This is a genomic window from Robbsia andropogonis (assembly GCF_034047095.1).
GTDB classification, from domain to species: Bacteria; Pseudomonadota; Gammaproteobacteria; order Burkholderiales; family Burkholderiaceae; genus Robbsia; species Robbsia andropogonis.
In genome coordinates this window covers 85,217-111,856 of sequence record NZ_CP139167.1, presented here as the reverse complement: position 1 = coordinate 111,856, position 26,640 = coordinate 85,217, and the positions used below count along the sequence as shown (strand labels likewise).

19 protein-coding genes and 5 pseudogenes are annotated in these 26,640 nt (G+C 58.5%); 12 read left to right on the top strand and 12 right to left on the bottom strand.

Annotated elements, in window-relative coordinates:
• Positions 1 to 231: 231 nt before the first annotated feature.
• From SJQ66_RS11440 to SJQ66_RS11425, 4 genes are read right to left on the bottom strand one after another with little or no spacing between them, the layout of a single operon-like run.
• Entirely contained in the window at positions 232 to 3,318 is a 3,087-nt protein-coding gene (locus tag SJQ66_RS11440; RefSeq protein ID WP_320533707.1) for a Tn3 family transposase, read from the bottom strand.
• A gap of 13 nt (positions 3,319 to 3,331) precedes the next feature.
• Positions 3,332 to 3,973, bottom strand: a complete 642-nt coding sequence (locus SJQ66_RS11435) for a DUF6904 family protein (RefSeq protein WP_320533706.1) — start codon at positions 3,971 to 3,973, stop codon at positions 3,332 to 3,334.
• Between the two features lie 17 nt (positions 3,974 to 3,990).
• Positions 3,991 to 4,887 (bottom strand): J domain-containing protein, encoded by an 897-nt coding sequence (locus SJQ66_RS11430; protein ID WP_320533705.1) that lies wholly within the window; start codon positions 4,885 to 4,887, stop codon positions 3,991 to 3,993.
• Entirely contained in the window at positions 4,859 to 5,101 is a 243-nt protein-coding gene (locus SJQ66_RS11425; RefSeq protein ID WP_320533704.1) for a hypothetical protein, read from the bottom strand. Before SJQ66_RS11425 ends, SJQ66_RS11430 begins: the two co-directional genes overlap by 29 nt.
• A gap of 225 nt (positions 5,102 to 5,326) precedes the next feature.
• On the opposite strand from SJQ66_RS11425, the gene SJQ66_RS11420 reads away from it, so the two are divergent.
• The gene (locus SJQ66_RS11420) at positions 5,327 to 7,006 is read left to right on the top strand and encodes a site-specific integrase (RefSeq protein WP_320533703.1); all 1,680 of its coding nucleotides are present in this window, start codon (positions 5,327 to 5,329) and stop codon (positions 7,004 to 7,006) included.
• 77 nt (positions 7,007 to 7,083) lie between these two features.
• Here SJQ66_RS11420 and SJQ66_RS11415 read toward each other — a convergent pair whose 3' ends face one another.
• Complete coding sequence (locus SJQ66_RS11415) at positions 7,084 to 7,617, bottom strand: hypothetical protein (protein ID WP_320534196.1); 534 nt, start codon at positions 7,615 to 7,617, stop codon at positions 7,084 to 7,086.
• 493 nt (positions 7,618 to 8,110) lie between these two features.
• Between SJQ66_RS11415 and SJQ66_RS11410 the strand changes: the two genes are divergently transcribed.
• Both SJQ66_RS11410 and SJQ66_RS11405 read left to right on the top strand, forming a co-directional pair.
• Positions 8,111 to 8,371 (top strand): hypothetical protein, encoded by a 261-nt coding sequence (locus SJQ66_RS11410; protein ID WP_320534195.1) that lies wholly within the window; start codon positions 8,111 to 8,113, stop codon positions 8,369 to 8,371.
• Between the two features lie 29 nt (positions 8,372 to 8,400).
• Positions 8,401 to 9,108 carry a hypothetical protein gene (locus SJQ66_RS11405; protein ID WP_320534194.1) on the top strand — a complete coding sequence of 236 codons (708 nt, stop codon included), beginning with the start codon at positions 8,401 to 8,403 and terminating at the stop codon, positions 9,106 to 9,108.
• A gap of 87 nt (positions 9,109 to 9,195) precedes the next feature.
• Here SJQ66_RS11405 and SJQ66_RS11400 read toward each other — a convergent pair.
• Positions 9,196 to 9,345: pseudogene (locus tag SJQ66_RS11400) on the bottom strand (IS5/IS1182 family transposase); the annotation flags it as partial.
• Positions 9,346 to 10,333: 988 nt separating this feature from the next.
• Between SJQ66_RS11400 and SJQ66_RS11395 the strand changes: the two are divergent.
• Both SJQ66_RS11395 and SJQ66_RS29665 read left to right on the top strand, forming a co-directional pair.
• Positions 10,334 to 11,386, top strand: a complete 1,053-nt coding sequence (locus SJQ66_RS11395) for a hypothetical protein (protein WP_320534306.1) — start codon at positions 10,334 to 10,336, stop codon at positions 11,384 to 11,386.
• 322 nt (positions 11,387 to 11,708) lie between these two features.
• Positions 11,709 to 11,816: pseudogene (locus SJQ66_RS29665) on the top strand (Tn3 family transposase); the annotation flags it as partial.
• 172 nt (positions 11,817 to 11,988) lie between these two features.
• On the opposite strand, the pseudogene SJQ66_RS29660 reads toward SJQ66_RS29665, so the two are convergent.
• Positions 11,989 to 12,255 (bottom strand): annotated as a pseudogene (locus SJQ66_RS29660) (transposase); the annotation flags it as partial.
• 388 nt (positions 12,256 to 12,643) lie between these two features.
• Between SJQ66_RS29660 and SJQ66_RS11385 the strand changes: the two are divergent.
• Positions 12,644 to 16,222 (top strand): UvrD-helicase domain-containing protein, encoded by a 3,579-nt coding sequence (locus SJQ66_RS11385; RefSeq protein WP_320534192.1) that lies wholly within the window; start codon positions 12,644 to 12,646, stop codon positions 16,220 to 16,222.
• A gap of 236 nt (positions 16,223 to 16,458) precedes the next feature.
• Here SJQ66_RS11385 and SJQ66_RS11380 read toward each other — a convergent pair whose 3' ends face one another.
• Complete coding sequence (locus SJQ66_RS11380) at positions 16,459 to 16,551, bottom strand: IS3 family transposase (protein WP_407691489.1); 93 nt, start codon at positions 16,549 to 16,551, stop codon at positions 16,459 to 16,461.
• Positions 16,552 to 16,614: 63 nt separating this feature from the next.
• On the opposite strand from SJQ66_RS11380, the gene SJQ66_RS11375 reads away from it, so the two are divergent.
• The 5 genes and pseudogenes from SJQ66_RS11375 to SJQ66_RS11355 all read left to right on the top strand — a co-directional run bounded on the left by SJQ66_RS11375 (position 16,615) and on the right by SJQ66_RS11355 (position 21,280).
• Entirely contained in the window at positions 16,615 to 16,998 is a 384-nt protein-coding gene (locus tag SJQ66_RS11375) for a transposase (protein WP_253463807.1), read from the top strand.
• Positions 16,995 to 17,330: an IS66 family insertion sequence element accessory protein TnpB gene (tnpB, locus tag SJQ66_RS11370; protein WP_320533886.1), complete on the top strand. Its 336-nt coding sequence runs from the start codon at positions 16,995 to 16,997 to the stop codon at positions 17,328 to 17,330. Before SJQ66_RS11375 ends, tnpB begins: the two co-directional genes overlap by 4 nt.
• A 59-nt stretch (positions 17,331 to 17,389) precedes the next feature.
• Positions 17,390 to 18,763, top strand: a pseudogene (gene tnpC / locus SJQ66_RS11365) (IS66 family transposase); the annotation flags it as partial.
• 248 nt (positions 18,764 to 19,011) lie between these two features.
• The gene (locus tag SJQ66_RS11360) at positions 19,012 to 19,212 is read left to right on the top strand and encodes a hypothetical protein (RefSeq protein ID WP_320533730.1); all 201 of its coding nucleotides are present in this window, start codon (positions 19,012 to 19,014) and stop codon (positions 19,210 to 19,212) included.
• A complete protein-coding gene (locus SJQ66_RS11355; protein ID WP_320533729.1) occupies positions 19,202 to 21,280 on the top strand; it encodes a recombinase family protein in 2,079 nt (692 codons plus the stop codon). The genes SJQ66_RS11360 and SJQ66_RS11355 overlap by 11 nt, the downstream gene beginning before the upstream one ends.
• Before the next feature lie 116 nt (positions 21,281 to 21,396).
• Here the strand turns inward: SJQ66_RS11355 and SJQ66_RS11350 are convergent, their stop codons facing one another.
• The 3 genes from SJQ66_RS11350 to SJQ66_RS11340 are packed head-to-tail and all read right to left on the bottom strand — an operon-like array spanning position 21,397 to position 24,586.
• A complete protein-coding gene (locus SJQ66_RS11350; RefSeq protein ID WP_320534191.1) occupies positions 21,397 to 22,401 on the bottom strand; it encodes a tyrosine-type recombinase/integrase in 1,005 nt (334 codons plus the stop codon).
• Positions 22,398 to 23,360: a tyrosine-type recombinase/integrase gene (locus SJQ66_RS11345; RefSeq protein WP_320534190.1), complete on the bottom strand. Its 963-nt coding sequence runs from the start codon at positions 23,358 to 23,360 to the stop codon at positions 22,398 to 22,400. Before SJQ66_RS11345 ends, SJQ66_RS11350 begins: the two co-directional genes overlap by 4 nt.
• Positions 23,357 to 24,586 (bottom strand): site-specific integrase, encoded by a 1,230-nt coding sequence (locus SJQ66_RS11340; RefSeq protein ID WP_320534261.1) that lies wholly within the window; start codon positions 24,584 to 24,586, stop codon positions 23,357 to 23,359. The genes SJQ66_RS11345 and SJQ66_RS11340 overlap by 4 nt, the downstream gene beginning before the upstream one ends.
• A gap of 168 nt (positions 24,587 to 24,754) precedes the next feature.
• Here SJQ66_RS11340 and SJQ66_RS11335 point away from each other — a divergent pair.
• Positions 24,755 to 24,949, top strand: a pseudogene (locus SJQ66_RS11335) (transposase domain-containing protein); the annotation flags it as partial.
• A 215-nt stretch (positions 24,950 to 25,164) separates the two neighbouring features.
• Here the strand turns inward: SJQ66_RS11335 and SJQ66_RS11330 are convergent.
• On the bottom strand, positions 25,165 to 26,595 hold the full coding sequence (locus tag SJQ66_RS11330) for an IS1182 family transposase (protein ID WP_224028112.1): 1,431 nt from the start codon (positions 26,593 to 26,595) through the stop codon (positions 25,165 to 25,167).
• Positions 26,596 to 26,640: the final 45 nt, after the last annotated feature.

Below are 26,640 nucleotides of genomic sequence, written 5' to 3'. Positions count from 1 at the left end.
ATCAGGCGATGGAAGTCAGGCATATGGTCGACCATTGCCGCCATGATCTCCGCTTCGTCCAGCCCTGCGGCCTGGAAACGTTGCATCTGCGCGTCGATGCGCTCAGCGAGCTCCCGCTGTTGCGGTGTAATCGATGCAGCAGCCTCGTTTGCCCGGCGTTTTGCCTCACCCATGCGATTCTCCGTGATCGGTCCGCCGGACTTCCCGTGGGGCGAATGCTGCGCATGGCAGCTATACGTCCGGCCGTGTCTGCCCCGGCCGGGCAATCCTGCTCCACCACGCTGGATCGGCATAGAACGCGGCCAGCGCATCGATGTCGACGTTGGCACCGCCCGGCGTGAACTCGAATGCCCCGAACAGGTTGATGTGCTGCCAGGCGACGGGCGACATGCTGGCGATCAGCGCCATTGCGGCATCGTCGCTCGCGGCGCGCTTCTGCTCGTACACCCGCGAAAGCAATGCCGTGTTGTAGTGAATGATCGCATTGGCAATCAACCGCGAGCATTCATTCCAGATCTGCTGTTCAGCCTCTGTCTGCACGCGAAACCTGCCAGCGTTGACGAAGGCAATCGCACGGCGCAGGCGGTGATAGGCTTCGCCGCGGTTCAGGGCTTTCTGCACACTCTGGCGCAACCCGACATCATCGATGAATTCCAGAATGTAGAGCGTGCGGCACAGATTGTCGAGTTCCCACAGCGCCTTCTTTGTCTGGTTCTGGCGGGCATAATTGCTGAGCTTGCGTACGATGGTTGCCTGCGTCACATTCTTCTGCGCGAGCGAGGCCATGATGCGCTGGATGTTGGGCCACTCGCGGATAATCAGTTCGTCGTCGGACCTGCGCGACGGCCGGATCAGCCAGTCTTCATTGTAATGACCCGGCGGGTGACGGGCGACCAGGCGATCGATCTTTTTGTGCAGATTGCGATAGCGCGGCGCGAACTGGTAGCCGAACGTGAACAGCGTGAAGAAATTGACCTGATTCGTGCCATGCGTGTCGGTCGAGTGGCGATCGGGCTGGATGTCGGACGTGTTGTTGTAGAGCAGGTCGAATACGTAATGGGATTCGTGCTCGTGTGTGCCGATGATGGTCGCATTGGCCGGTACATGATTGGCGACCAGCGTGCTGGCGCTCACGCCCTTGTCCAGACCGAAGTACTTTGGCGAGTATCGGGCGTTGAACGTGTCGATCTGCGTTTCGAAACGCTGTCCATCGCTGCTCGAATGAATCTCGTCGCGGATGTCGAACAGCCGGAACGCCGGCAGGCTGGCCGTGGCGTTGCTGATCGCATCGTTGGCCCCATGCAGGGTTTCCGGGCGCAGGTAGTTCCTGGCGGCGGTGAGCAGGCTCGCGTAGCTCAGGCCCGAGACTTCGGCCATCCGGCGCAGCCCCATGTTCGTGCCCATGGCGACCACGCAGGCGAGTATTTCACGTGGATCGGCATCCTGGCGTGCGTTACGTTCGAGCACATGAGTGAATGCCTTCAGGAAATCCGTACGGCCCGCGACGAACCACAACAGATTGGCGATGCTCACGCCTGGCAACTGGCCGTAAAACGATCCGTTGACCGTTTCGTCGATTTCAGGGTAGAGCAGCGTCCACCGGCGCACGCCCTTGCGCTGGCCGATGTTGATGTGCGTGTTCTCGCCGCTGTCGATACGCTCGTTGACGCGTTTGAAGCTGGCGTCGATTGCATCGTGGAACATCGTCAGGGTCTGTTCGATGGGCGCGAGCAGAACCGGCGCGCCGATGTCCCTGAGCAGCGCGTCCTTCTGTTCCCAACGGACATCGCTGATCAGATCGTCCTCGAACCGGCGATACTCCGTGCTGTCCTCGCCGTACACGTCACCCGCTTCAAGCGCATTGCGCAGGAGCCGATAGACGAGGAATTCATAACGGTCGACATCGAGCTGTTTCTTCCGGCCCGGCTCCGATGTATAAAGATAACGCTGCAGGTTCTTCGGGATCAGCGCCACGGGAAACGTGGCCGGTTTCACCTGCCGCAGCGAGCGGCCATTGCGCAGCAGATCATGCAGGAATGCGATGGCCTCTAGGAGCGGCGCATCCTCGATGCGACCGGAGAACTCAAGTTCACAGAACAGGTGCCGCAGGTTGCGCTTGATTTTCGCTGACAGCGTTGCGTAGTGCGCCCACTCGAAGCCGGCGCGATCAAAGGCGACGTTGCGCAGATAGCCCGACACCGGCTCGAACTGCTCGCGCTCGAGTAGCGCAAAGGCCTGCTTTCGAACTTTCGAGAACGGCGTGCTATCCGCAATCGTCTCGTCGACGAACAGGCCCAGCACCTTGCCCGCGGCCTGAAGGCGCGAACCCGCATCAGACTGCGCCTTGAGCATGGCCTCCTGGGCTGCAGCGCGAGCCCACTTCTCGTACTGGCGAACAAGATGGATGAATGCATCGATCAGGTTGTCGTTGATCTGCCGGAACCGGTGAAACGCAAAGCACAGCAGATAAAGTCTCGCGACCCGCGCCGGCATGCGTCCGAGCTTGTAGACGGTGTAGTACCGGACGAGCGACGCGTAATACCGGCCACTCTCGGTTGAGATGCCGGCGAGCTCGAGAAAGCTTCGGGCAAATTCGTGCAGGCAGGCGAAGGACTGTCGGCGGGCCACTTCCTCGCGCAGTTCACGCCAGCTGAAATCCCGCGGTTCGCGCTTCAGAAGCGTGATCCGGTAGGCGGATTCGTCGGCCTGCAGCAGCGCGTCAATCTGGTGTGCGATGTCTGGCGTGAGCGCCTCATCCAGCAGTGCAGTGATGCGCTGGCGCTCGCTGGTCACGACCCGACCGGTCATGTCCTGCAGGATGGCGTAGGCCGGGGCGACGATGTGTTGCTGGCTCAGGTACTGCAACATCTCGCGCAGGAGGTAGACAGGTTGCGTCGAGCGCATGGCGATACGCTGTGCGCGACGTTCAAGGTCCTCGCGCGCTACGCTGTCGCACAGGCGATATCCGGACAGATCGAGAATGGTGTCCCTCAGGGCTCGCCGTGTGGGACGGGACGGCAGACTGATAGTAGCCGGATCTACCTCGGGAAAGTGCCGCCGCACGACATAGTCCAGATCCTCCCGCACCGCCTCCAGGCTGTAATCGAAGAACTGCCGCTTCGCCCGGAAGTACCCAAGCTGCAGCGTCAGGTGAACGGCAACAGGTGTCGTGCGGGAGTGGACCGCACGCGACTCCGGTTCGTCGAGTTCAAAATACGTCTGACGCTCCTCGCCGGTAAAGCGCGGCACGCCATAGAGATCGTCGATCTCCTGCCGGGTGAGGATCGACAGACGGTGCGAGCGCTCCGGTGCATGCATGGGCGGTTTCTGGTTACCAGTTCGGGTCAGGCCATTCAACGCCTTCCCATCGCTTTAGTTCGCGAGGTGATATCGATTCCGGGGTGTGCCGTCCGTTCGCAGGCGTGGAATAACGGTCGTACATAAAGTCGAAGCTCAGCAGCAGCGAAGCCAGGCGACCCGCCCGCTCGGCCTTCGACCAGGAACAGAACATGGCGCCCCGGCTGTCGAGTTTTTCGAAGATGTCCGCAGTGGGATCGATTCGTAGCCAGTGATCGACCATCGCTTGCCCCTGCGCACCAAAGTCTTCCCGCAATGCCGCCTCGATGACCGCTTCCAGCGAGTAGGTGATGGCCTGATGCCGCCTGGAATGGTCAAGGTATCCGAGTGAGACCCGAAGCATCCGATGCTGCACGAGGAGAACGGGCCAGAGAATCTCCACACCGTAGCGCACGCCCATTTCCTCGTAGCCTTCGGGCGGTTGCAGGATTTCCCGCTGCTGCTCATAAACCTTGCGCACATCATACGCGAGGCCTAGAAATGGCCCTTCTTCCTGCGGGATCAAGGGAGAGCGTTCATTGACGTCATGGACGACCTCGTGCAGCTCGATGAGCGAATGGTAGTCGCCGACGAGCAAAATGCCGGCATGATTTTTCAGCAACTGATAGTCAAGCACAGGCGTCTCCTTCCACATCAAAACGGTGCAAATTCGAACTCTGGCCTGGCGCGTACGAGCTTGCAGCGTTTCAGGTTCCTGACATCTTCGAACGCTGCAAGGTCCTGCTCGAGAGTCCAGATGTTGTTCTGGAATTCCCCGATCTCGCTGGCAAGATCACGCAGGACCGTATCGGGTGATATCGGGCCGAACGGATCCATCCCATACGCATCCCGGAAGGCCGATTCGACGTGAAGGATTTCCTGATCGAGTTCGCGCACCTGACCCCGCAGGATCGTGTTGTAGTGCTTCAGCCGCTCCTCACTCAGGCCGTTGAGCGCGTGCTGGTCAATGTGCTCGAGTTCAAGCTGCAGTTCCAGTAACTGCAGCAGATTGTTTTTCTGGTAGACCTCGTTCACACGCTGCATCAGACAGGTCTTGCGCTCCCGCTCCTGAGGGTCGGTTTCACGATCAGGATGCAACGCGCTGGCCAGTTTGCGGTAAACCTCGCGCAGGGACAGGTTGACCTGCGCCTGCTGCTCCTGTGCCCGCGCCTCGGCGGCCTGCTGTCTGGATGATTTTTTCCGTTTCGCACGCCGGGTATCGCGTTGCACATTCTCGCTTTCCCATTGCGCCTGGGCCTGCTGGAGATGGACCTGCGCACGCTGCAGCAGATCTTCCGGGGAATTCAGGTCTTCATCGTCTCCCAGGTCAACGCCGAACATCGTCTCGATCATGCTCTTCATCCCGTCGACCTCAGCGGCCACCTGACTGTCGTAGCTCTCTGGACTGTATCTGTCGTGGATGATCTTCATCTGCCCTTCGTCGTCTTCGCCGCCTATCAGCTCGCCCGCCAGATCGACAATCACGAGCGCCACCTTGCGGCGTTCAGCCTGGGTCAACTGGTCATGGGCCTGGTCGAGACGGCGCGCCATCCGGTGCCTGCAACTGTGCCGACGTTTTATCGAGGGGCAGAATTTCATCGACATATTGCTTCTGGAAGACTGGCGTCACCGTTTCCCAGTCGCGCAGGCGCTTGCGTCGTTTGCCTATCTGCCCGATCAGTGAGTTGAATGTCTTCCGGGCTTTTGACAGTGCTGACGGAGTGTGGTCGTGCGCAATGCTGATGGACCGCGATGTGCTGGTCATGAGGAGATTTTCGCTGAAGACAATGGAAGGCAATCGCTGCGCACATTTTACCCGACGGCACAGCGTCTGAATCGGTCCGTCGGTCACATGGAGGTGAGCGCTCTCGAATGTCTATCGCTAAGGCTTATTAGCGATAGACTTCTGTTTTATACTAAAACTTCCGTTTTGCAAAACGCGTCTCACCTGGCTGGCACACCATCGCGCTGTCGTATCTATAATCGAAAGATGCCGAACATAGACCCATCCTTCACATTTCCCGATACCCCGTCGTTATCCGTGCTGCGCGCGTGGTACGCTGGCATGGGTTCGCGTGAGGCTGTCGAGCGCTATCAACCTGAAGCGCTCGGGGACGGTACGTCAGCACGCGGCGTAATCGGCCGCATTCGCCGGCAGATCGTCGAATTTGCCCTCAGTCGGCATCGCGAGGATGTGGCCAGACTCTTCCAGTGTCCCGCGGATGAACGTGAGTCTTATCGCAAGGCGGCCAGCCGGGCGCTTGATATACTGCCATCGCTGCAGATCCCACAACCTCAGGTCTCTGACCAGGTCGACGTCTGGCTACCGGCACGGGTTGTAGCAGTCCTGCATCGGCACGGTATCCATACGCTCGCCGATCTGACCGTACGCATCCCCCGCCGGCGGCGCTGGTGGCTTCCGGTGGCCGGACTCGGCGAGCGCAGCGCACGCTGTATCGAAGCATTCTTTGCGGCTCATCCCGCGCTCACCGAGCGGGCGCGCGCACTGGTTGCCGTTACATCCCCCGAGGGTGTGGTGCCGTGGGAAAACATCCTCGTACCACGCGAAGTCGATGGTTCGCGCGGCCTTTTTCGTGCGCCGAAATCCATGTGCGCGCTCGAGGCCGATAACGACTGGCAGGCCATCAACGCGTGGCTCGAACGGCACGAAGCCCGTGACACGCAGCGCGCCTACCGCCGCGAGGCAGAACGGCTGCTGTTGTGGGGCATTGTCGAACGCGGCAAGGCGTTATCGTCACTGACCAGCGAGGATGCGGCGGCCTGGCGTGCCTTCCTGCGCCACCCCGCGCCCCGCGCTCGCTGGGTTGCACCCGCGCGGCCACGATCGTCGCCCGAATGGCGGCCGTTTACGGGGGCACTGTCGTCGGATTCCATCGCCTATGCGCTGTCGGTGCTCGGCGCCATGTTCCGCTGGCTGATCGAGCAACGTTATGTGCTGGCCAATCCGTTCGCGGGTCTCAAGGTGCGTGGTGCGCGCCGCAAGGGCAAACTGGACAGATCCCGGGCCTTTACGACTGGCGAATGGGAGCTGGTACGCACGATCGCCGACGGGCTCGAGTGGTCGTATGGCTGGGCAGTGCCGGCTGCACAGCGCCTGCGATTTCTGCTCGACTTCGGTTACGCGACCGGCCTGCGGGCCGCCGAACTGGTTGGTGTGACACTCGGCGGCATCGAGCATGGCGCACGCGGTGAGCGCTGGCTTCACCTCACGGGTAAGGGAGCGAAACCCGGCAAGGTGGTCCTGCCGTCACTCGCAAGCTTCGCGCTGGACCAGTATCTGGCACAACGCGGTTTGCCCGTCACGCCGTCCCGATGGGCACCTGATACGCCGATACTGGGTCACCTCGGCGAGCCGTGCGGCATCACCACGCCGCGCCTGAGGCAGATGCTGCGCCGGTTCTTTAGCGACGCGGCCGATGCCATCGAAGCCGACCATCCACCTCTCGCAGACAAACTGCGACAGGCCACGCCGCACTGGATGAGACACTCGCACGCGACACACGCACTGGCCGGTGGGGCAACGCTCACGACCGTGCGCGATAACCTGCGGCACGCATCGATTTCCACGACCTCGGTCTATCTCGACGACGACGAGGTGCGGCGCACGCAACAGATCGAGCATGTCTTCACGCGACGCTCGCCCGCGTAACGACTCGCCCGCCCTCCCCAAAGCCTCATCTGACAAGGGTTACGGATGGATTTTCCATTTATGGGCGTTGGGCACTTTTAGCCGTGGTGCAATAGCGAAATGGCACGTCCGAGCACCTCGGCCTCTGATATTCCTAACCACTTCGCAAGCAGTTCGAGATCCATCCAACGTGCGGGATCGAGCGTGAATGATCTGCGACGAGCCGGACTACGTCCCAGCGACATTTTTACGAGATATGGTTCTGGACCTGTTAGCGCCTGTCTGACATTCAATCCTTGCGGAATGGTCTTCTTCGCATCGCGGGCATTTTTTTGGATCAGCTTTTCCAACTCAGCAATGCGGGAGCGCCATAACGCGATTTCGTTTTTTCTGCGTTCCGCTTCATTTTCTGCTTCACGGACAATACCCAACAGCCGTTGAACTTCCGCCGAATTGCCGTGGGTATTTTTTGTTACAGTAACGGATTTACGGGCAGCTGCCTGGCGCGCCCGAAATGCTTTTTGGCGCTCTGCATTCGACAGCGCGTTTTTTTTTCGAGGCCGTCCTCTCGATCGTTTTTTCTTTACGGTAAATGGTAACGGAATAACGTTTGCGTCCGTGGGCAAATCCACGATGGTCTCCGGTACCTTCTGGTATTTTGCATTACGGTAACGAGAAATACTAGCTTCCCATCCTTAACTGGGGCGACCGTACCCGAACGAACGGCCAACTTCCGTTGCTCGGCCTTAGCGGTCACTCAGCGCGGGCGCTACCAATGTCCGAAGCGGGCTAGTAAGCGGTCGTTAATGATACGGCCGGTGAAAATCGCGGACGAAGGTCGCGTATCGATCCGAAGCGGTCTCCCGATGTGAGTCGTTCACAATGGCGGTTAAGCAATGTAGAGCGGACACTTTCTGGCTTGCGTGCAGATTATTCCGCAAACCGAAGGCAGTTGCTTGGGAAAGAAAGTTGTCCCGCAGAACGTGGCATCGGTGCCTTTGGCGTTCAGGTCGGGATCGGATGAGTTATTGAACCATGTAAGCCCGAACGCCATCCATCACCAGCTCGTGCGCCGATGCATTCAGGCCACGCCGAGGTAAAATGTGCCGTGTACCGAAGCGCGATATGGAGGTTGATTGGCTTATCAACGAGCGCTGCGAAACACTGGTTATTGAAGGCCACGTTGACCTTGCGGCGACGGATGAGGTCATGAAGCGCGAAAGCGGCGGCCCCTCGTTTCCGTCACTACGTCACGCTTGGATGCGCTACATGAATGCTCCCAAGGGCGAACTTGAAGAAGGTGAGGATCGTTTCGGTTGGCGTGGTGAGTGCCAGAGCGGCGACCGAGGCGCGGAAGCGGTAACGATTTCTGTTAGGAACACCTGATCAAAACCAAGGAAAAAGGGAGAGCAACGATGGCGAAGCACACGTGTTTGGAGCAAATTGTTTCGCTGGGGCTGTTTGGGGGTTTGCGCCAGAGCGAGGGCGGCTTTTTGTCATTTGAACGGACACCGCTACTGCTTTCAAAAAACGAAGCATCAACTGCGCGTACTGGTCGGGCTGTATGGTTGGACGAACCTGCCGGATGGTTTGCGACGGAAGAGAGCGACATTAACGCGTTGGCCGAATGGATGCCGGAATATGTCGCTCCAAATTTTCTCTTGGCGTCAAATACTCAGTCATGTTGGAAATGTGGTTGCTCCACCCCCGTTTTTAGTGTCGCGTCCAAAGGCGACTATTTGGCCCGATTGCCACTTTGCGAAGAAGACGACGCCACGACTGAAGGTGTCGTTTGGACAATGGCTGAATCGGGAACATTCATTGGAAATCTGACCTTGGTAAACGGTAGTGTTCGTCGCTCCCTTGCAAGGCACTGTCCTAACTATCGAGTGGACTTCAGCAAGACTGCCGAAAGCAACTATTTCATAAATCACTGCAGGAGCTGTGATGCAAAGCTTGGTGACTTCTATATGCACAATGAGCCAGGCGGAGCTTTTTTTCCTACAACAGAAGTCCAAGCGACCAAAATTCAGCTGCGCAAGGTCGAGGTACCCTTATTATCCCAAGGTAGTGCTTCTATCACTACGCCAGACCTCCTGCCATTTTGTTCGGTGATTGACTAATCAGTGACAAGATCAATTGAGATCCCAATCGCCCCGGGTTCTGGTTCAAATGCCCCGGGTTCTGGTTCAAATAGGTAAGAGACAGTTTCAAAAAGACTGCTCGGCACGTCTGAAGATGTTCCAGCATACGAGCGCGCAACCAAGTTTAAGGAATGCCTCGTGAATGTCGGCTCGACGCTCGAAGCGAATGCGAAGACGACGAAAATTGTGCAGCCATGCGTGCGTACGCTCGACTACACCGACCAATGTAGGTCAAGAAAACGACATCTGTACTTGGGAGAAACACGACCTCTAAATTTTGGACCTACATGTTTTGGTATGCTAATTAATCTTATGTTAAATGAGAGAGGAATACTAATTTTATCTATCACTGAAGATTTTCGACATGTCACATCATAATCTTACCCAGCAACAACAACTTGACTTTATTAACAGGTGTGAATGGTGCGCAAAAGCCGCCCTAGCCATTGCAAATGGTGAAGGCGTCTAGAGAGCGGACGCGCCAACCGATGAGGATTCAGAGTATGCGACCGCCATGTACAAATCAAAAAAGCAAGGGGCTGCTAGGCACAAACACCCGGACCCAACGATTGAGAGCGCACTGACAACGGTTCTCGTAGTGAATGGGAGAAATTGGTAGCACGGGAGCCAAGTTACTTTTTCTCGGAAAGCGCTCCCGCGAGGACCGATACCGCCCATGCGGGACACTCGCGCGAACTGGTCTTTGATGGATAATTCAGCCAGAAACGCACCGTTCGAACCGAACAGGGACGCTTTGTCTGGAAAGGATTGTGGCGGGGGGACATTCGACATCTGGAGATTATAGGCAATGGGATGACAGCGGTGTGCTGCTCAGGGGTGGCCCGTTTCTCGAAATGGATGTTTCATCAAAGAATGTAACCCTATCGATAATACGAGTTATCGATAGGGGCGCATCTGAAACCCGGCGTACACCGGCGGCTTCCGCCCTGTCAGGAAGAATGCGGCCTTCCCGCACGTGCCGGTGGCACCAACACATCAACCGGCTTGGCAAGCTAAGCGCTTGATTTTCCGTGCCACTGCCTCCCTGCGAGAAATTTCGAATTCAAATCATAAGCTTAGGCGTAAATGGGGCGGATTTTTTGCCAACCCCAGCCGGGTTTCTTGACAGACCTGGTATGTAATCGCAAAATATCATCTACAATACAAAAAGCGCTTACACTTTATGCGAAAGCAACTTTTCACAATGCGGTTGAGCGACACGCTTGCCAATGCAGTCGAGGGGGTGAAGCAGCGCTGGCAAGAATCTTCTTCCTCCGAAGTTGCGCGGCGGCTTCTAGAACTGGGAGTCGCGGCCGACGCGCGAACGGCGAGTATCAAGCGCGCGCTCCCAGAAGAGCCACGCGAAGCGTTAATTGTTTTACGCGATCGCTATTACCGCGATGATGTGCTCACATGGGACGAATGGGCATTCTTGGGACGCATGACGCATCAAGCCTATATGTTCCCAGACAGGTCGTTCGTCAACGGAAACCTGTTGCGAAAAGTTTTGCTCGCGACGCGAGCACTGCTCGCTGCGCGAACGCAGCACATTGGCAAGTCTACACTCCCCTCAGATGCTTACTATCGTTCGAAACTCGATCTGCGGGAGGGGGAACAGATTCTGGAGGGTATTGATCGTGTCGCCTCTTCACTGTCGGAGTGGTCAGATGCTGGTTATGCCGAATGGCTAACGCGTCCCATTGAAGGCTACTTCAACGGCGAAGATCCAGTCCTACCAGATGCGCTTATCAACGACGCGCTAAAACCATATCTCGACACATTGCTCACGCTTTCGATCAGGGCGCTCTGGAAGGCCGAAGGAAAGGCTTTGGAAGAAAGGCGCGATGAGCGTGATCGCGGTACGGTGAACATGCGGCATCTTGGGACGATCAATGCTGAAGGTCTTAACCTTTCGCTTACTGTCAACGATGGGCGGCTAAGCGCAATTTTGGATTTTAGCGACCTTTTTCCTATGCTTCTCTCGCTTTCGTCGCTTCCGCTTATTAACGACTTTTTTGATTTGCTCGTAGTTGCGACACGACCAGGAGCCCGCCACCATGCCTATGAAGCAGGTGGGCGCCGACTTAGTCTGCCTTTCGGCCAATACGGCAAATTTATCCTTTGGGACGGCGATAAGAATTTTCACTTGCCAGATGACGCGATGCGCCGTTTGGCAGCTCTTGTAGATGCATCGCGAAGCGATCCCGGTTTTGTAGCGTACGAAAAGGCGGGGCGTCTCACGTACGGGGCGATTTGAACGAATTGGACGTCAAACCGTTTTTGTAAGCAGAAACCCGGTGGCCAATGTTTCAGTGTCTCAAGATGGCGCTAGTTAGCTAGGCAATCAAGTTTTTTGCAGGCCTGCGACTCAGCAAATTCAAGCAACAATTGACGTGAGGGCAATATGGCGAAGCAGGTAGACGCACATAAGCTGCGAGCGTTACTCGAAGAGTGCCACGGTGAACCCGCGATGCTTTGGCGCGACCATTTCGCCCTAGGATGCTGGCTATACACTCGGGACAAGAAAGGGTCGCGAGGAAGTTGGTTCACGAAGTGTTAGCAACGGTGCGAGCACACGGAAGCAGAGCGAGTTGCTGCCCACGCAGATCATGACCGACCCCGGCGCGTACAGCGACGTGGTATTCGGCTTGTTCCGGTTACTGGGCCACCGCTTCTGCCCGCGTCTGCCGACTGGATCGGCAAGCACGCGGTCAAGCGCACCTTCGCGAGCATTGCCGATGAGGTTGGCGTTGTCGAGGGCACGCGAGCACCGTTGAGTTCGATCTCGATCGCTGAAACTGCTATGGGGCTACCCTGTGTGGAAGTCATCTGCGCATGCGCCGTTGTCTTCGGCTCCGACTGTTCGGGTGTGAGCGGGTTCGACAGCGCAACGGACAGCATCAGCGCTTCAGCGGGCTTGATGGCATCCAACAAGCCTGCGCGTAATTGCCGCCGCCATTTGAACACCATATTGGGATTGAGCCCATGGGTTTGCGTGAGCTTGGCCACCGACGTATCAGGCTGACACGCCGCGACTGCGACCTGCTTGCTATACTCAGCCGTGTAATTCGGTCGTCCTCTGCGATTCGAAGGCCGTGTATTGGTTGTTTCCAAAGTAATCCCCACTACTTGAAGTGACGGGCATCACTTTGAACACGGCAACCGCCCCTGTCTATGCGGTCTCCAGATGACGCTTACAGACCATCGCCAAACCCCTACAACAACCATGCGACCACGTGCTCCGACTGGAACTCAAACAGCAGCCGAAACCCTTCAGAAGGGCGATAGCAGCGGCCCGCGCTGTCGGCCCGGCGCAGCTCCCCGGTGAAATACGCACGCATATCCAAAAAAGCGAGGCGTTTGGGACAGTTCGACAGGATTCGTCGTGATTGAAGGTGCCGGAGGCTCCACAGGATGTCAAAATGACGCATAGATGAAGAAAAATACCATGCACGCCTCTTTACGATGACCACCACGCCATCAAACTGAGATTCGCGCCAATACGGGAGAAGATATGAAGGTTGTCCGGCTGATCATCTCGAACTTTCGCGGCATCAAGTCGGCGGAGCTCCTGTTCGATGGGCACACCTTGATGGTTGGCTCCAACAATGTAGGCAAGAGCACGCTATGCGAGGCGCTCGACCTAGTCTTGGGGCCGGACCGCCTAAACCGCTTCCCGCCCGTCGATGAGTTCGACTTCTACAACGCTGAATACCTGGCCCATACCGCAGAAGAAGGCGCGGAGCCGGTGCCGACTCCGCTTCGGATTGAGGTGGTCCTCATTGAACCCGGCGCCGAAATCGGAGCCAAGTGCGGCGGCAACATCGAGTTTTGGCATGTAGCCGAGCAAAGACTGCTCGGGCCGGGAGAGGCCGACGTCGCCAATCCGCCCCATGCCGTCCCCTGCCTTCGGATCGAGACCATCGGCCAATACAACCCCGAGGAAGACGAGTTCGAGGCACGCACCTACTTCTCTCATAGTCCCGACGCTCCCCCCGGGGAGCTGACCAAGCTTCCCAAGCCGGTCAAGCGGCTGTTTGGTTTCCTCTACCTGAGGGCGCTTCGAACCGGATCGCGGGCGCTGAGCTTAGAGCGTGGGTCGCTTCTCGACATCATCCTGAGGACCAAGGGTGTGCGAACCAGCCTGTGGGAGAAGACCATCGAGCGCCTGCGCGGCCTCGACATCGAAGCCGATGCGGCCGAGATCGCGCCGGTTCTGCGATCCGTCGAGAGGCGGCTGGCCCGCTACATCGCATTGGAGTCGCCCGGCAACGCCACAAAGCTGCATGTCTCGGAGCTCACGCGTGAGCATCTGCGCAAGACAATGACGTTCTTCTTGGCGCTGTCGGCGGACCAAGGTCACGTCCCATTCCCCCACGCCGGCACGGGCACCATCAACACGCTGGTGCTCGCGCTGCTCTCATTCATCGCCGACCTCAAGCCCGACACGGTCATCTTCGCTATGGAGGAGCCCGAGATCGCGGTGCCGCCGCACACCCAGCGACGCATCGCCCAATACCTGCTGACCAAGACGACGCAGGCCTTCGTGACCTCCCACTCGCCATTCGTAATCGAGAAGTTCGAGCCATCCAAGACACTGCTGCTGGCTCGTAATGCCGGCGTGGTCACGGCGCGAAAGGTCTCCGACGCCACCGGCCTCAAAGACAACGACTACAAGCGTTTCTCTCGCTCCGGCCTGTCTGAATGCATGCTGGGACGAGCAGCCATCGTCGTCGAAGGCGTCACCGAGTTGCATGCGATGCCCGTCGTCGCACGGCGCATGGAAGAGCGCGATCCCAACTTGCAGCCACTGGACATTGCGGGTGTGGCCTTCTTCGACGCTGATGGCGAGTCGAACATGCCCAAGTTCGGAAAGTTCTTTACGACGCTGGGGCTACGCACCTTCGCCTTCTACGACCTTGACTACAAAAAGAAGCGCAAGGCCGAGCAGGCGCAGGCTTTGGCGGACAACTTTGAAATCAATGTCGAGCACGCCTACAAGGGCTTCGAAGACCTTGTCGTGGCGGAGGTACCCGTGGATCGGTTGTGGTCCTTCCTGTCGGGCCTAAAAGCCAATGATGAGAACGGCAATGTCGCCATCCCCGATACGCGCCCGAACGACGACGCGGTCAAGGCCATCGCCAAAGAAGCCCTCGGCGGCAACAAGGGCGCCGGCTGGTCGGCGCGCTTGTTCGAGGAGTGCGAGCTCCACGAGCTGCCGGCCACGGTGACGAAGTTTCTAACGTCAGTGTTCGCACTGTTCCCACCTCCCCCCCCCGATCGACGACGGCGATGGAGCAGCACCCGAACCGGCGGCCGCTGCTGCTGCTCCATGAACGAGCCTTGCAAGCTGCGCGAAAGCGTCATGGCTTGCGAGGGCCATGCCTTGGTCATCGGCGGCCCCGGCAGCGGCAAGACGACGCTCGCGCTGCGCAAGGCAGTCAAGCGGATTCGCGATGGCATGCTTCCGGGTCAGTCGGCCTTGTTCCTGAGTTTCTCGCGGGCGGCAGTGGCGCGCATCTTGGATGCAGCCAAGCTCGAGTCCACCAAAGCCGAACAGGAGCAGCTCTCCATCCAGACGTTCCATTCGTTCTTCTGGGACACCCTCAAAGCCCACGCCTACCTACTTGGGGCACCTCATAGGCTCTCGATCTTGCTGCCACACGACGAGAAGGCCTTGTCGGGCGGCCTTGGCGACGAAGACGATGGCTGGGACGAGTGGCTCATCGAGCGTGAGCGGCTGTTTCGGGAAGAGGGGCGGATCGCGTTCGATCTGTTCGCGCCCAATGCGACAGCTCTGTTGGCTCGCAGCTCGCATCTTTTGGCGTCGATCGCCCATCGGTATCCCATCATCATCGTGGACGAGGCCCAGGACACCGGCCTATACGCGTGGCAGTGCATCCAGATGCTCGCGCCACACACGCAGGTGCTGTGCTTGGCAGACCTCGAGCAGCAAATCTTCGACTACCTGCCAGGCGTCGGCCCGGAGCGCGTGATCGCCATCCGGGAGGCGTTGGAACCGCACGAGATCGACCTTGGGACGCAGAATCACCGCAGCCCGGACTCTGAAATCTTGGCGTTCGGCAATGACATCCTGACGGCCAAGCCACGCGGCGCGCCCTACAAGGGCGTATCCGCCCTTGCCTACCGCCCCGAGAAGCCACCGCCTAACTGGAATCATCTGCTGCGCCGAGCCCTCGGGGAGCTCTTGAAATCAATTCAGGCTCAGAGCGACAAAAAAGTGGAGACGATCGCGATACTGGTCACCAACAACCGCAGTGCGTTGAAGATGTCCAACGCCCTCAACGCGTTGGGGGCCAATGTCGGGAAGCCGGTTCGGCACAAGCTGCTGTTCGACGAGGCCGAAGCGCTGCTGTCAGCCCGTTTAGCGGCCTTTCTGCTGGAGCCCAAGGACCTCGCCCAACTGGAGGTTGATGTCGCCACCAGCATGGAAATGATCGCCGCCGCGAGGCGCGCGACGGGGCAGAGCCGAAAGGAAGTCTCCAAACTCTTGGAGCAGGCCAACAAAATCAAGAGTGGCAAGGCCCTGAACATCAACATCGCCAACGCGCTTCGCGGCCTGATTTCGGGCTTAGCAGTCAACCATTTCAGTGGCGATCCCGCCGAGGACTGGCTCATCGTCAAACATGAGCTGCGGGCGACCAATCAAGACGAACTTACGCGGGTCGCCGCGCAGTTGGACTTCTTGGTGGCGTTCCGTCGGGGACATCGCATCTCGGCTGCCTTCTCAGATGAATGGCTTCGCGACGGTGCCTACACCAATGCCCGCACTGCCCTCGACTTGGCTCTCGCGCAAGAGCAAATCCTCGACGGCGTGGAGCCGCCGATGGGCTTGCAAGTCATGAATTTCCACAAGGCCAAGGGCAAACAGTTCGACGGAGTCATCCTCGTTCGCGAAGCTCGTCGGACCGGCCCAGCCGTCGAATCATCTTTCGTTTGGCGAGGCGACACTGACCCGTATCCCAAAAGCCGTCGTGTGCTTCGAGTCGGCATCACGCGAGCAAAAGTCCACACGCTCATACTCGATCCGCTTTGGCCGCAATGCCCCGTGCTCAAGGGGCACAAGCTCTAAGGAACACTCCTCGTCATCGGACTGGTGCGTGGGGTTATGACGTAGGACGATTGCTGACGGAGTTTTGCGCGAAGACCAAGGTCATTCCCTCTTGAGCCGACCGGGGTGGCTACAGATTCCGACTGAGGTAAGCGGCTGGTTATCCCATCTGGCATTCGGTATGAGCGCGTAAGAGCATACGTGTCCACGATCATGGTGAACTGACCCCCGAAAGTTGGACGGTGGTACCTCTATCGCTAAAGCAAGCCCGTTCGATATTCTACCGGGCTCATGCCCCCTAGCTTCAATTTGATACGGTCATTGTTGTAGTACCGTAAGCGGCCGGTCATCCCATCTAGCGTCCGACATTAGCGTGTAAGAGCATACGTTTCCACGATCATGGAAGCGGGCACGTGTACCCTATAGAAGAGCAGTCCCATAAAGGCAGAACCCGTCGTACCTATTCGCGTGAATTTCGCTCCGATCTGGTCGCACAAAGTCAGCAACTCGGCATGTCGTGCTCCGCCCTTGCGATCTCGCATGGCATGAATCCCAATGTGCTGCGTCGTTGGATCAAAGAATCTGGGCAGACACCCGCACCGAAGAAGGCAACGCAGCACATTGATACGGTGCCGGCCTTCATCCCGTTGCCAATGGCAGTAACGTCACCTGCGCCCGAGAGCCCCTCGGTGCCGGTGCGCATCGAAGTTCAGCGCAACGGCATCACGATTGCCATTGATTGGCCTGCTGGCCGCCTGGACGACAGCGCCGCCTGGGTGCGGGAGATTTTACGGTGATCCGTATCGACGCCATCTGGCTCGCCATCGAGCCCATGGACATGCGTGCCGGCACCGAGACCGCACTGGCACGTGTGGTCAAGATCTTCGGCGCCGCACACCCGCACCATGCCTATGTGTTTGCCAATGGCCGAGCCAATCGGATCAAGGTGCTTGTGCATGATGGATTTGGCGTGTGGCTGGCAGCCAGGCGTTTGAACACGGGCCGCTTCGTCTGGCCGCAACGTGGCGTCGGGCAGCAGGTGCCACTGTCCTCGGAACAACTCGCAGCACTGGTGCTCGGCCTACCTTGGCAACGCCTGGGAGAAGACGCGGTCGTGCGTGTCACCTGAAGGACAATCGGCACGTGCGCCAATAGGCGAGGTCCTCTTGCCCTGGCACAATAGCGCCTATGATCGATCCGACACAACTCCAGTCCATGAGCGCAGAAGAACTGCGTGCACTGGCCGTGCAGTTGATATCGGATGTGCGTCACAAAGAGGCCGTCAACGCGAAGCTCACCCACGAGATCGCGGTACTGCGGCGTTTGCAGTTCGCCGCCAAGAGCGAGAAGTTGCCGCCCGAGCAGCGTAGCTTGCTGGACGAGGCAATCGATGCCGACCTGATTGCCGTCGAACACGAACTCGCGCACATGTCCGGGCAGCCGCCGCGCGAGACCGAGGCGAACAAGCCGCGCCGCGCGGCGCTCCCAGCAGCATTGGCGCGCGTCGTTTTACACCACGAACCCGAGTCAACGCTGTGCCAGTGCGGCTGCCAACTCAAACGCATTGGCGAGGATGTCAGCGAGAAGCTGGACTATACGCCGGGCGTGTTCACGGTCGAGCGACACATCCGGGGCAAGTGGGCGTGTGCGAAGTGCGAGACGCTGATCCAAGCCCCCGTCGACGCGCACGTCATCGATAAAGGCATTCCTACGGCGGGGCTGTTGGCCCACGTATTGGTCGCGAAATACAGCGATCATCTCCCGCTTTACCGCCAAGAGCGCATCTTCGAGCGCGCGGGCTTCGCCATCCCTCGCTCCACCATGGGCGCGTGGATTGGCGCATGCGGGGTGCAGTTGCAGCCGTTAGTTGACGCCCTGCGTGCGCAAATTGTTCAGCACCGCGTGCTGCAAGCGGACGAAACACCGGTCTCGATGCTGGTGCCAGGCAAACAGAAGACGCACCGATCCTATCTCTGGACTTACTGTCCTGGGGCGTTCGAGTCAATGAAGGGCGTGGTCTACGACTTCGCTGAGAGCCGTGCGGGAGAACATGCTCGTGCCTTCCTCGGCAACTGGCAGGGCAAGCTCGTTTGCGACGACTTCAGCGGATACAAAGCCTCATTCGCCCAGGGCGTGACGGAAATCGGCTGCATGGCGCATGCACGGCGCAAGTTCTACGAGTTGCACGCGAGCAATAAAAGCCAGATTGCCGAAGAGGCGTTGACCCACATTGGGCAGCTCTACGACATCGAGCGCGAAGTACAAAATCTAGAACCCGATGAGCGTCACGAACGACGACAGAAACGAAGTCGGCCCATTGCCGATGCGCTTCATACTTGGATGCTGCTGCACCGTCAGCAAGTGAGCGAAGGCTCGGCGATTGCCAAGGCGCTCGACTACAGCCTACGTCGCTGGGAAGCGCTCACGCGATTCTTGGACGATAGCCAATTGCCCATTGATAACAACTGGGCAGAAAATCAAATTCGCCCGATCGCAATTTCCCGTTCATTCTGCCCATATCGGGCAGGAAGTCGAGATTCATTATCGTTGGCATCCGCTGTATGGGCGTCGCGTCAAGGTTAAAGACATCGAGCGTCGCGGCGGAGGTCAGGTCGTCCATGTGGAGGCGGACCCCGGTGTAATCAGGATGATCGCGGGATGGATGCTCGATGCCGCGATTTGTTCAGCGATGGTTCTCGGCGAACCGAGAGTTACCGTAGCGACACTGCATAATCTGCATCAATTGCTGGTCGATCTGCATTTGCGGGGAAACTCTCCGGACGGTTCCACCAACGTCCGGGAGAAACGCAATGGGCAATCTGCCAAACGTCGTTCCAGCAGGTCAACAGTTATCGCGGTCGATGCCGCCCCAGATGAACCTGATGTTCGACGCGGTCGAGCTTCAGGGGATGAACGCGGTGCAACGGGCAAACACGCTCAGGCATCTCGCATGCCTGTTGATGCAGGCGGCGGGCATCCCGACTGCGAAGGGGCGTAACGATGACGAATGATGATCGTTTGCCCGCAGATCTTCTTAAACGCAAGGCGGTAGTTTATGTCCGACAGTCCAGCCGAACGCAGGTCCAACTGAACCTCGAGAGCCGGCGCCGGCAGTATGACCTCGTGCAGGAAGCAAAGCGACATGGATTTCGCGACGTCGAAGTCATCGACGACGACCAGGGACGCTCGGCGAGCGGCACAGTTGCGAGACCGGGCTTTGATCGTCTGGTCGCGTTATTGTGTGCAGGCGATGTCGGCGCAGTGCTTTGCCTGGACGCCTCACGCCTTGCCCGCAATGGACGCGACTGGCATCATCTGCTCGAGCTCTGTGGTCTCGTTCAAGCGCGGGTAATCGACCTTGACGGTGTGTACGATCCTTGCCGGGCAAATGACCGGCTATTACTTGGCATGAAGGGCAGCATCAGCGAATTCGAACTCAACGTGCTTCGAACGCGCATGCACGACGCCAAACGAGAGAAGGCACACCGTGGTGAATTACGTATCAGCGTGCCGGTCGGCTATATCTGGCATCGTGATGTTGGTCTGGGTTTCGATCCAGACGCACGGTTGCAGGAAGTCATACGCCTGATTTTTACTCGTTTCCGGCAACTGGGCAGCGCGCGGCAGGTTCTGCTGTCGATGAACGCTGAACAGGTCCACTTCCCGCGCCCCTCTGACGGCCGGACGCTGACGCGGGTCGACTGGACTCCAATACGCTACCGTAACGTGATTTCGGTGCTCAAGAATCCGTTCTATGCTGGTGTCTACGCGTATGGCAAGAGCGGCAAGCAGATGACGATCGTCGAAGGCCGGGCACGCAAGAGCTACAAGCACCGCAAGCCGTTTGAGAACTGGGACGTCATGCTCCGGGAACACCACGAAGGCTACATCGACTGGGCGGAGTTTGAACGCAACCAGAAGAAGCTCGCGACAAATGCTTACGGCAAGGCGGGCGACGTAAAATCCGGTCGTGGTGGCCGCGCGCTGCTCGCTGGCCTGCTTGCCTGCGCACGCTGTGGACGTCGCCTGTCGGTGGCCTACGCTGGACGTATCCCGCAGGCCGTGTACCGGTGTGACCGCTTCGACACGTCAGCGCGATGTATGAGGTTCGGTGGTTCCCGTATCGATGCGACTGTCAGCAAGGAGCTTCTGCGCGTCGTGGAGCCATTGGCGATCGAAGCGGCACAACAGGCTGAGCAAATGCACATGGATACCCTGAACGAGCAGCAACAGATCGTGGAACTCGAACTGCAGCAGGCCCAGTACGAGGCCACGCTGGCTGAGCGGCGCTACGCCGCCTGTGATCCCGAGAACCGCCTGATTGCCGCGCAGCTGGAGAAGAACTGGGAAGCGGCATTACGTCGTGTACAGGCCTGCCAGACGCGCGTGGAGACGGTGACTGCACCAAAGGCGCAGGCTCCCCTGCCTGACTTTACGAAGCTCGCCGAAGATCTTCATGCTGCGTGGAATGCACCGAGCGTCGCCATGCGCACACGTCAACAGCTTGTTCGCGCGCTCATCGTCGATATCGTTGCCGACGTCGACGAGGCTACACGCGAAATCATTCTGACGATCCACTGGCAAGGCGGTCAACATTCCCGGCTACGGATTCGCAGGCCGCGAACTGGCGAGCATGGCTGCAGTACGTCAGACGAAGCGCTCGCGGTTATTCGCAGCATGGTAACCCGATGGTCCGACGAGGACATTGCTGCATCACTGAACCGCATGGGAATACGCACAGGACAGGGCAAGACCTGGACCGCACATCGTGTCAGCTCTGTACGGCATGTCCGCGATATCCACGCCTACAAGTCGGCAGATAAGGATGGCGACTGGCTGACGATGTCTGAGGCAGCGAAGGAGCTTGGTGTCACTCACTACATGATCCGGCGTTTGATCAACGATCGGATTCTGCCTGCCGAGCAGGTCGTGCCTGATGCCCCATGGCAGATTCGGACGATCGATCTGCACAGCGAAGCGGTTACCGCAGCACTGGCGCGCAAGTATCGCCCGTGTCGCAACGATGTCGAAGGCCAGATCCCAATGTTTATCCAGGTTTCAGAAGGAGGTGCACAATGAACGCCCCGTTGCGCTGGGCAGGAATAATGCGAAGTCGAAGATTATGCGAAGCTAGGCCCATCATGAAGGAGTACTCCTCCTGACGGGCCTTTCCGAGTAAATCCGGCTTCACATAATCAAAGACTTTGGAGGAACGCCAGCAGTGCCTTCGGTGCGCGATAGACAGCGGGCCTTACATCAGGCTGCTTCAGCCGAGCCAGGGTGCGCTGCTTCATCGCCAAGTCCGCTTCCACATACATGTGCGTCGTAGATGGGCTCTCATGTCCAAGCCAGAGTGCGATCTCGCAGGCGTCAGTACCGGCCTGTAGCAGGCTCATGGCGGTCGAGTGGCGCACGACGTGCGGGGACACTTTCATCGACCTCAGTTCCGGGTATCGGACTGACGCTGCCTGCACAGCAAGCTGCAGGCGCTGCGCTACATTGGCTCTCGTCATGTGCCGGCCATCACGCGTGGGCAGCAATGGCGAGTCTTCAACCAACTGTGGATTCAGATACAACCAGTCGCGCACGCCCTTTGCTACGCTCTTCCACAAGGGCAACGAGCGCTGTTTGCGGCCCTTACCACGTAGCTTGATACTGCTACACGGACCGAGTACGATGTCGCCGACACGCACGCCGATGATCTCGGAGACCCGGGCACCCGTGTTGAATAGGATGCTGAGCATCAGCCGGTCGCGCTGACCGATCCAGGTGTCCGTCGCCACATTGATCACCTCCGTCATCTGCTCGCGCGTGAGGAAACCGACCAGCTTGCGGTCATATCGCTTCATCGGAACCGCAAGTGCACTTTGGATTGCACCAAGACTCGCTGGCTCGCGCCTGGCGGCAAACTTCAAGAACGCCCGTATTGCCGCGAGCCGGACGTTTCGACTTCGTACCGAGTTGTGCCGCTGAACTTCGAGATGATCCAGGAATTCACTGAGAAACTTGGCGTTCAGATCGACGATGTCCAACTCATGAGCCGCCAGACCGAGCCTGACCTCAGTAAATCGCAAAAGGAGCACGAAGGTATCGCGGTAGGAGGCGACGGTGCGCGGACTCAGGGCTCGCTGCTGCACCATGTAGTACGTGAAGAACTCCTGCACGAGTCGCGGGAAGGATGTCGCAGTCTGACGGTTCATCGTGCACCTCCGATCGTACCCGTCTCAACGAAGGCCTCGAGCCGGTCTCCGACGGTGCTCATCAACTCTGGAATCGCAGTGAGATACCAGTACGTATGGGAGATCCTGGCGTGACCCAGGTACGTGCACATCCAGAACATCGCGTGCTCGATCGACTGGTCCGCCTCGCGCCAGCGCTGCACGCGTCGCACAACGAACGTATGACGGAGATCGTGCACGCGAGGAAGCGGGTGGTCCCCGCGTGCTACCCAGCCGAGTTGTTGCTGCAGCCGTCGAAAGACGTACTCCACGGCCGACCTTCGGAGATAGCCGCCGTCGCGCGAAGCGAAGAATGGAGAGTCTATTTCGGTGCTGTGACATCGATCACGAGCGTTGCGATATGACTGCAGCTCGCTGACCGTGCTCTCATGAAGGGGCAGGCAGCGAGACTTATGGAACTTCGCATTGCGCACAGTGATCGATCCCCCTCGGAGGTCGACGTCACCAAGGGTCAGAAGCCTCGCCTCGGAAAGCCTGAGCCCTGCCGCTGAGAGCAGCCCAAAGATCGCACGGTAGGTCTGGGGCCGCAGAGCCCAGCTGGGCGACAGCCGGCCTGCTGCGTCAAGCAAATCGACAAGCTCGGCGTCAGTGAAGATATGAGGGGTAAGCCGCCGATGACCGCATCCTAGTACTCTCAGTGTCGGAACCTCCGTGTCTGGTTCGAACTGCCTGTAGTACGCCGCGAATGGGCGCACCACCTCCAGTCGACGGGCGGCTGTCACCGAGCTGGTTCGTCTCACATGTTCTTGCGCCCATGCGAGCATCAGGGCTTCGGTAAGCGGACCGCGGTGGGCTCGCGCATCTGCGAAGCGCGCGAATCGCTGGAGCGCATATGCCTCTGCCTTCAGCGTAAAGCCCAGCCGTCGCCGTTCTTCGACGTAGCGGCGCACCGCGTCTTGCATCAATGTTGGGGCGCTCATGCTGCGCTCCCGGGCCACGGCATGGCGACGAGGATCAGGTGGCTAAAGTCCACCTTTGCGTAAATACGTGACGCATCCAACTCGCGATGGCGCAGTACATCGGCGACTTCCTTCAATGTGCTGCCGCTATTGAGCATCCTCCGAGCCAGCGTATGACGCAGAACGTGCACGACGGTGTACGGCAGGCCAGCGCGACGATATGCCTCTCGAACTGTCCGTCGAACAACGGCGGTGCTCACTGGCTTGTCCACTGGCGCGATATGTCGAACAAAGATGCGCCGACTTGTGGTGGGCGGACGCTCTAGACGTAGGTAGCTGGCGATGGCGGCGCCAGTTGCATGAGGCAACGGCAGGATATCGGACCGTTGTGTCTTACCCCCTTGGATGGAGACAGTGCCAGCTCGCCAATCTATATTGTCGAGATTCAGGGCAATCACCTCGCATCCTCGAAGGCCCAGATCGACCAAGCAACGGACGATCGCGTAGCACCGCAGCCGCGAGGGCAGATCAGACGGGAAGGCGCTGAGCAATCGCTCGATTTCGTCGGGAGCAAGAGTCTTTGGCAGTGCGGAATTGCGCCAGTGCGCCGGCTTGGCGACGACTGGCAGCAGATGGGTGACGGGATCACCGTCACTTGCGCGGAAAAGGAGATAGCTCCGGATGGTGGAAGCCGTCACTCCTGCACTGGCGGTAGAAATGCGAGAGAACTCCCTCATCAGGAACGCGCGCAGCTCCTCGGCCGTCGGAGTGATCGCTCTTGTTGGCATGCACAGCAGGCTTCGGACGATTGCGACTCGCCGCAGCCTTGTACTTGCTGCGAGGCCTTTTGCCCGCGACATGTAGTCGTCAAAGCGAGATAGCACCGCCTCGTATCTTTCGATACACGGATCCTCGTGCCCAAATCCGCTTGCTCGCACGATTTCCGTCAAGTGCCAGAGCGCGGCGCTAAGGTGATGTCGGCTTCTGGGAGCCGGGGCAGCACAGGTACAACGCGGAAGGTGACGATCGAGAAAGCAGGTGATGTGGCGATCCAAACTCGCGAGGTCGAAAGCTCGTCCCCTTGCCCATAGAGAAAAGTGCGAAAGGGAAATTAAATACGACCGGATCGTGACTGGCGCGTACTTCAGCGCCGACAATCGATCGTAGTAGATCTGTGCGAGCGGCGCGAGTTTGCCGTCACGCAATCGCGACGAAGCAGGTTCTGGAAGAGCTTCGAAGACATTCATGGCGAACTCCTTATGAGGGTTGAACCCAAAGGAGACGCCGTTTCTTATGCAATGTCCATCTGGCGCTTCGCCCCCCTTTGACGCTCTCGGGGCGGAGCGCCCGTGGTGGGGCTTCGCATAATCTTCGACTTCGCATTATTCACGTTATGCGCAGCTGCGCATAACGTGAAGAATTGGCTGTTCGCGGGTTCATTGCGGGCAGGCAAACGCGCGGCGGCAATCATGAGTCTCGTTCAGTCGGCCAAGCTCAATGGCCATGATCCGTACGCCTATCTCAAAGACGTACTAAATCGATTGCCAACCCATCCGGCACGGCGCATCGATGATCTCTTGCCGCACAACTGGAAGTCGGCGGTAGCCTAACCAGCCATCCACCATCGTCAAGATGGGATCTCCAGCCGCTTACATCACTTTGCACGAGGAAGGTCAATGACCGGTTCCGGCCCAGACTGTGTCGAAACGGGCGGCCACAAGAAATAACGAAACCGGTCTCATCGGACGTTGCAGCTTTTCGATTGCGACAAGCCGAACGAAACCCGGCGAACAGATTGCAAAGGTTCAACAACCCCATGCGGGCATCACGCCCGCATTGCTGTCATAAGCGTTTCTGAACCGAGTAACCGGATCACTCGCTTCATGTTGTACGCCAGCACGTGCAAGCTCATTTCAGTGCTCACTCGTTCGATGGTCCGCGTGAGGAAATGAGTGGCCCCCATCCATGCCTTAATCGTGCCGAAGGGATGCTCGACTGTCTCTCGCCGGGTACGCATTATCTCAGGAGCATGATCAAGTCGCGCCTGCATTTCCTCAACAAGGGTCTCGTGCTCCCAGCGGGTCATACGCCGCTCAGTGCCCGGCGTACATTTCTCTTTTAACGAGCACTGCTGGCAATTCGAACTCCAATACTTGCCGAGCTTCAGAGCACGCTCTATGGTCCAGCATCGCCAGATGAGCCGCTCACCGGCCGGACACCGATATTCGTTCGTTTCCGGGTTGTAAATAAAATCATCCCTGCTGAAACGGCCATGCGCCGTGGCGGTTGATGTCACCGTCTTTGCCACGAATACGGTGATGCCAGCTTCGTGGCATGCAAGTATCTCTTCGCTCTTGTAGTAGCCTCGATCCGCGATCGCAGTGAGTTTGCCTACACCCATTTCCGTTCGGGCAAGCTTCGCCATCGACGTCAGTTGATCACGATCAATGCCGTTGTTAGTTACCTCGTGCGCGACGATCAAATGGTGTTTCGTATCCACTGCCGTCTGGACGTTGTAGCCAACAACTCCGGTCCCACGCGTCTTCATTGAACGCGCGTCCGGGTCGGTAAGCGAAACCTGCTTGTCAGGTGTCGCGTTCAGTCGCACCTCGATCTCCTTGAGGCTTCGCATCTGCTCCTTCAAGGCCGCAATCTTGTCTTGCAGTCGCTCTGTCCTGACCTTCGCGACTGCCGGCTCCTGACGATCCGCTGTGTCCATTGCCTCGAGATAGCGAGCGATACTTGACTCGATGTCGCGCATGCGTCGTTCAAGCTTCGCGCTCGTGAAGTTACGGTCGCGGTGGTTCACCGCCTTGAACTTGCTGCCGTCAATCGCAACGATCGCTTCGGCGAAGAGGTCCAGACGCTGGCACAGCACGACGAACTGACGGCAGACGCTACGGATCGCTTTGCCGTTGTCTTTACGGAACCGCGCAATGGTCTTGAAGTCTGGTGCCAGGCGGCCCGTAAGCCACATGAGTTCGACGTTGCGCTGAGCCTCGCGTTCAAGGCGGCGGCTCGACTGAATACGATTCAGGTACCCGTAGATATAGATCTTGAGCATCACCTCGGGGTGATACGACGGCCGACCAGTCAACGCTGGTTCGACGCCTTCAAACCCAAGCTTACGAAGATCAAGCTCATCGACAAAGACATCAACTACGCGCACGGGATTGGTGTCCGTCACGTAGTCATCGAGCGCTTCAGGAAGGAGAGAGCTTTGTGTACGATTGTCGCCTTGAACGAACCGTTTCATGTTGCTCATCCTCGCTTTCGGATGGCAAATTTTAACGCATCCAAA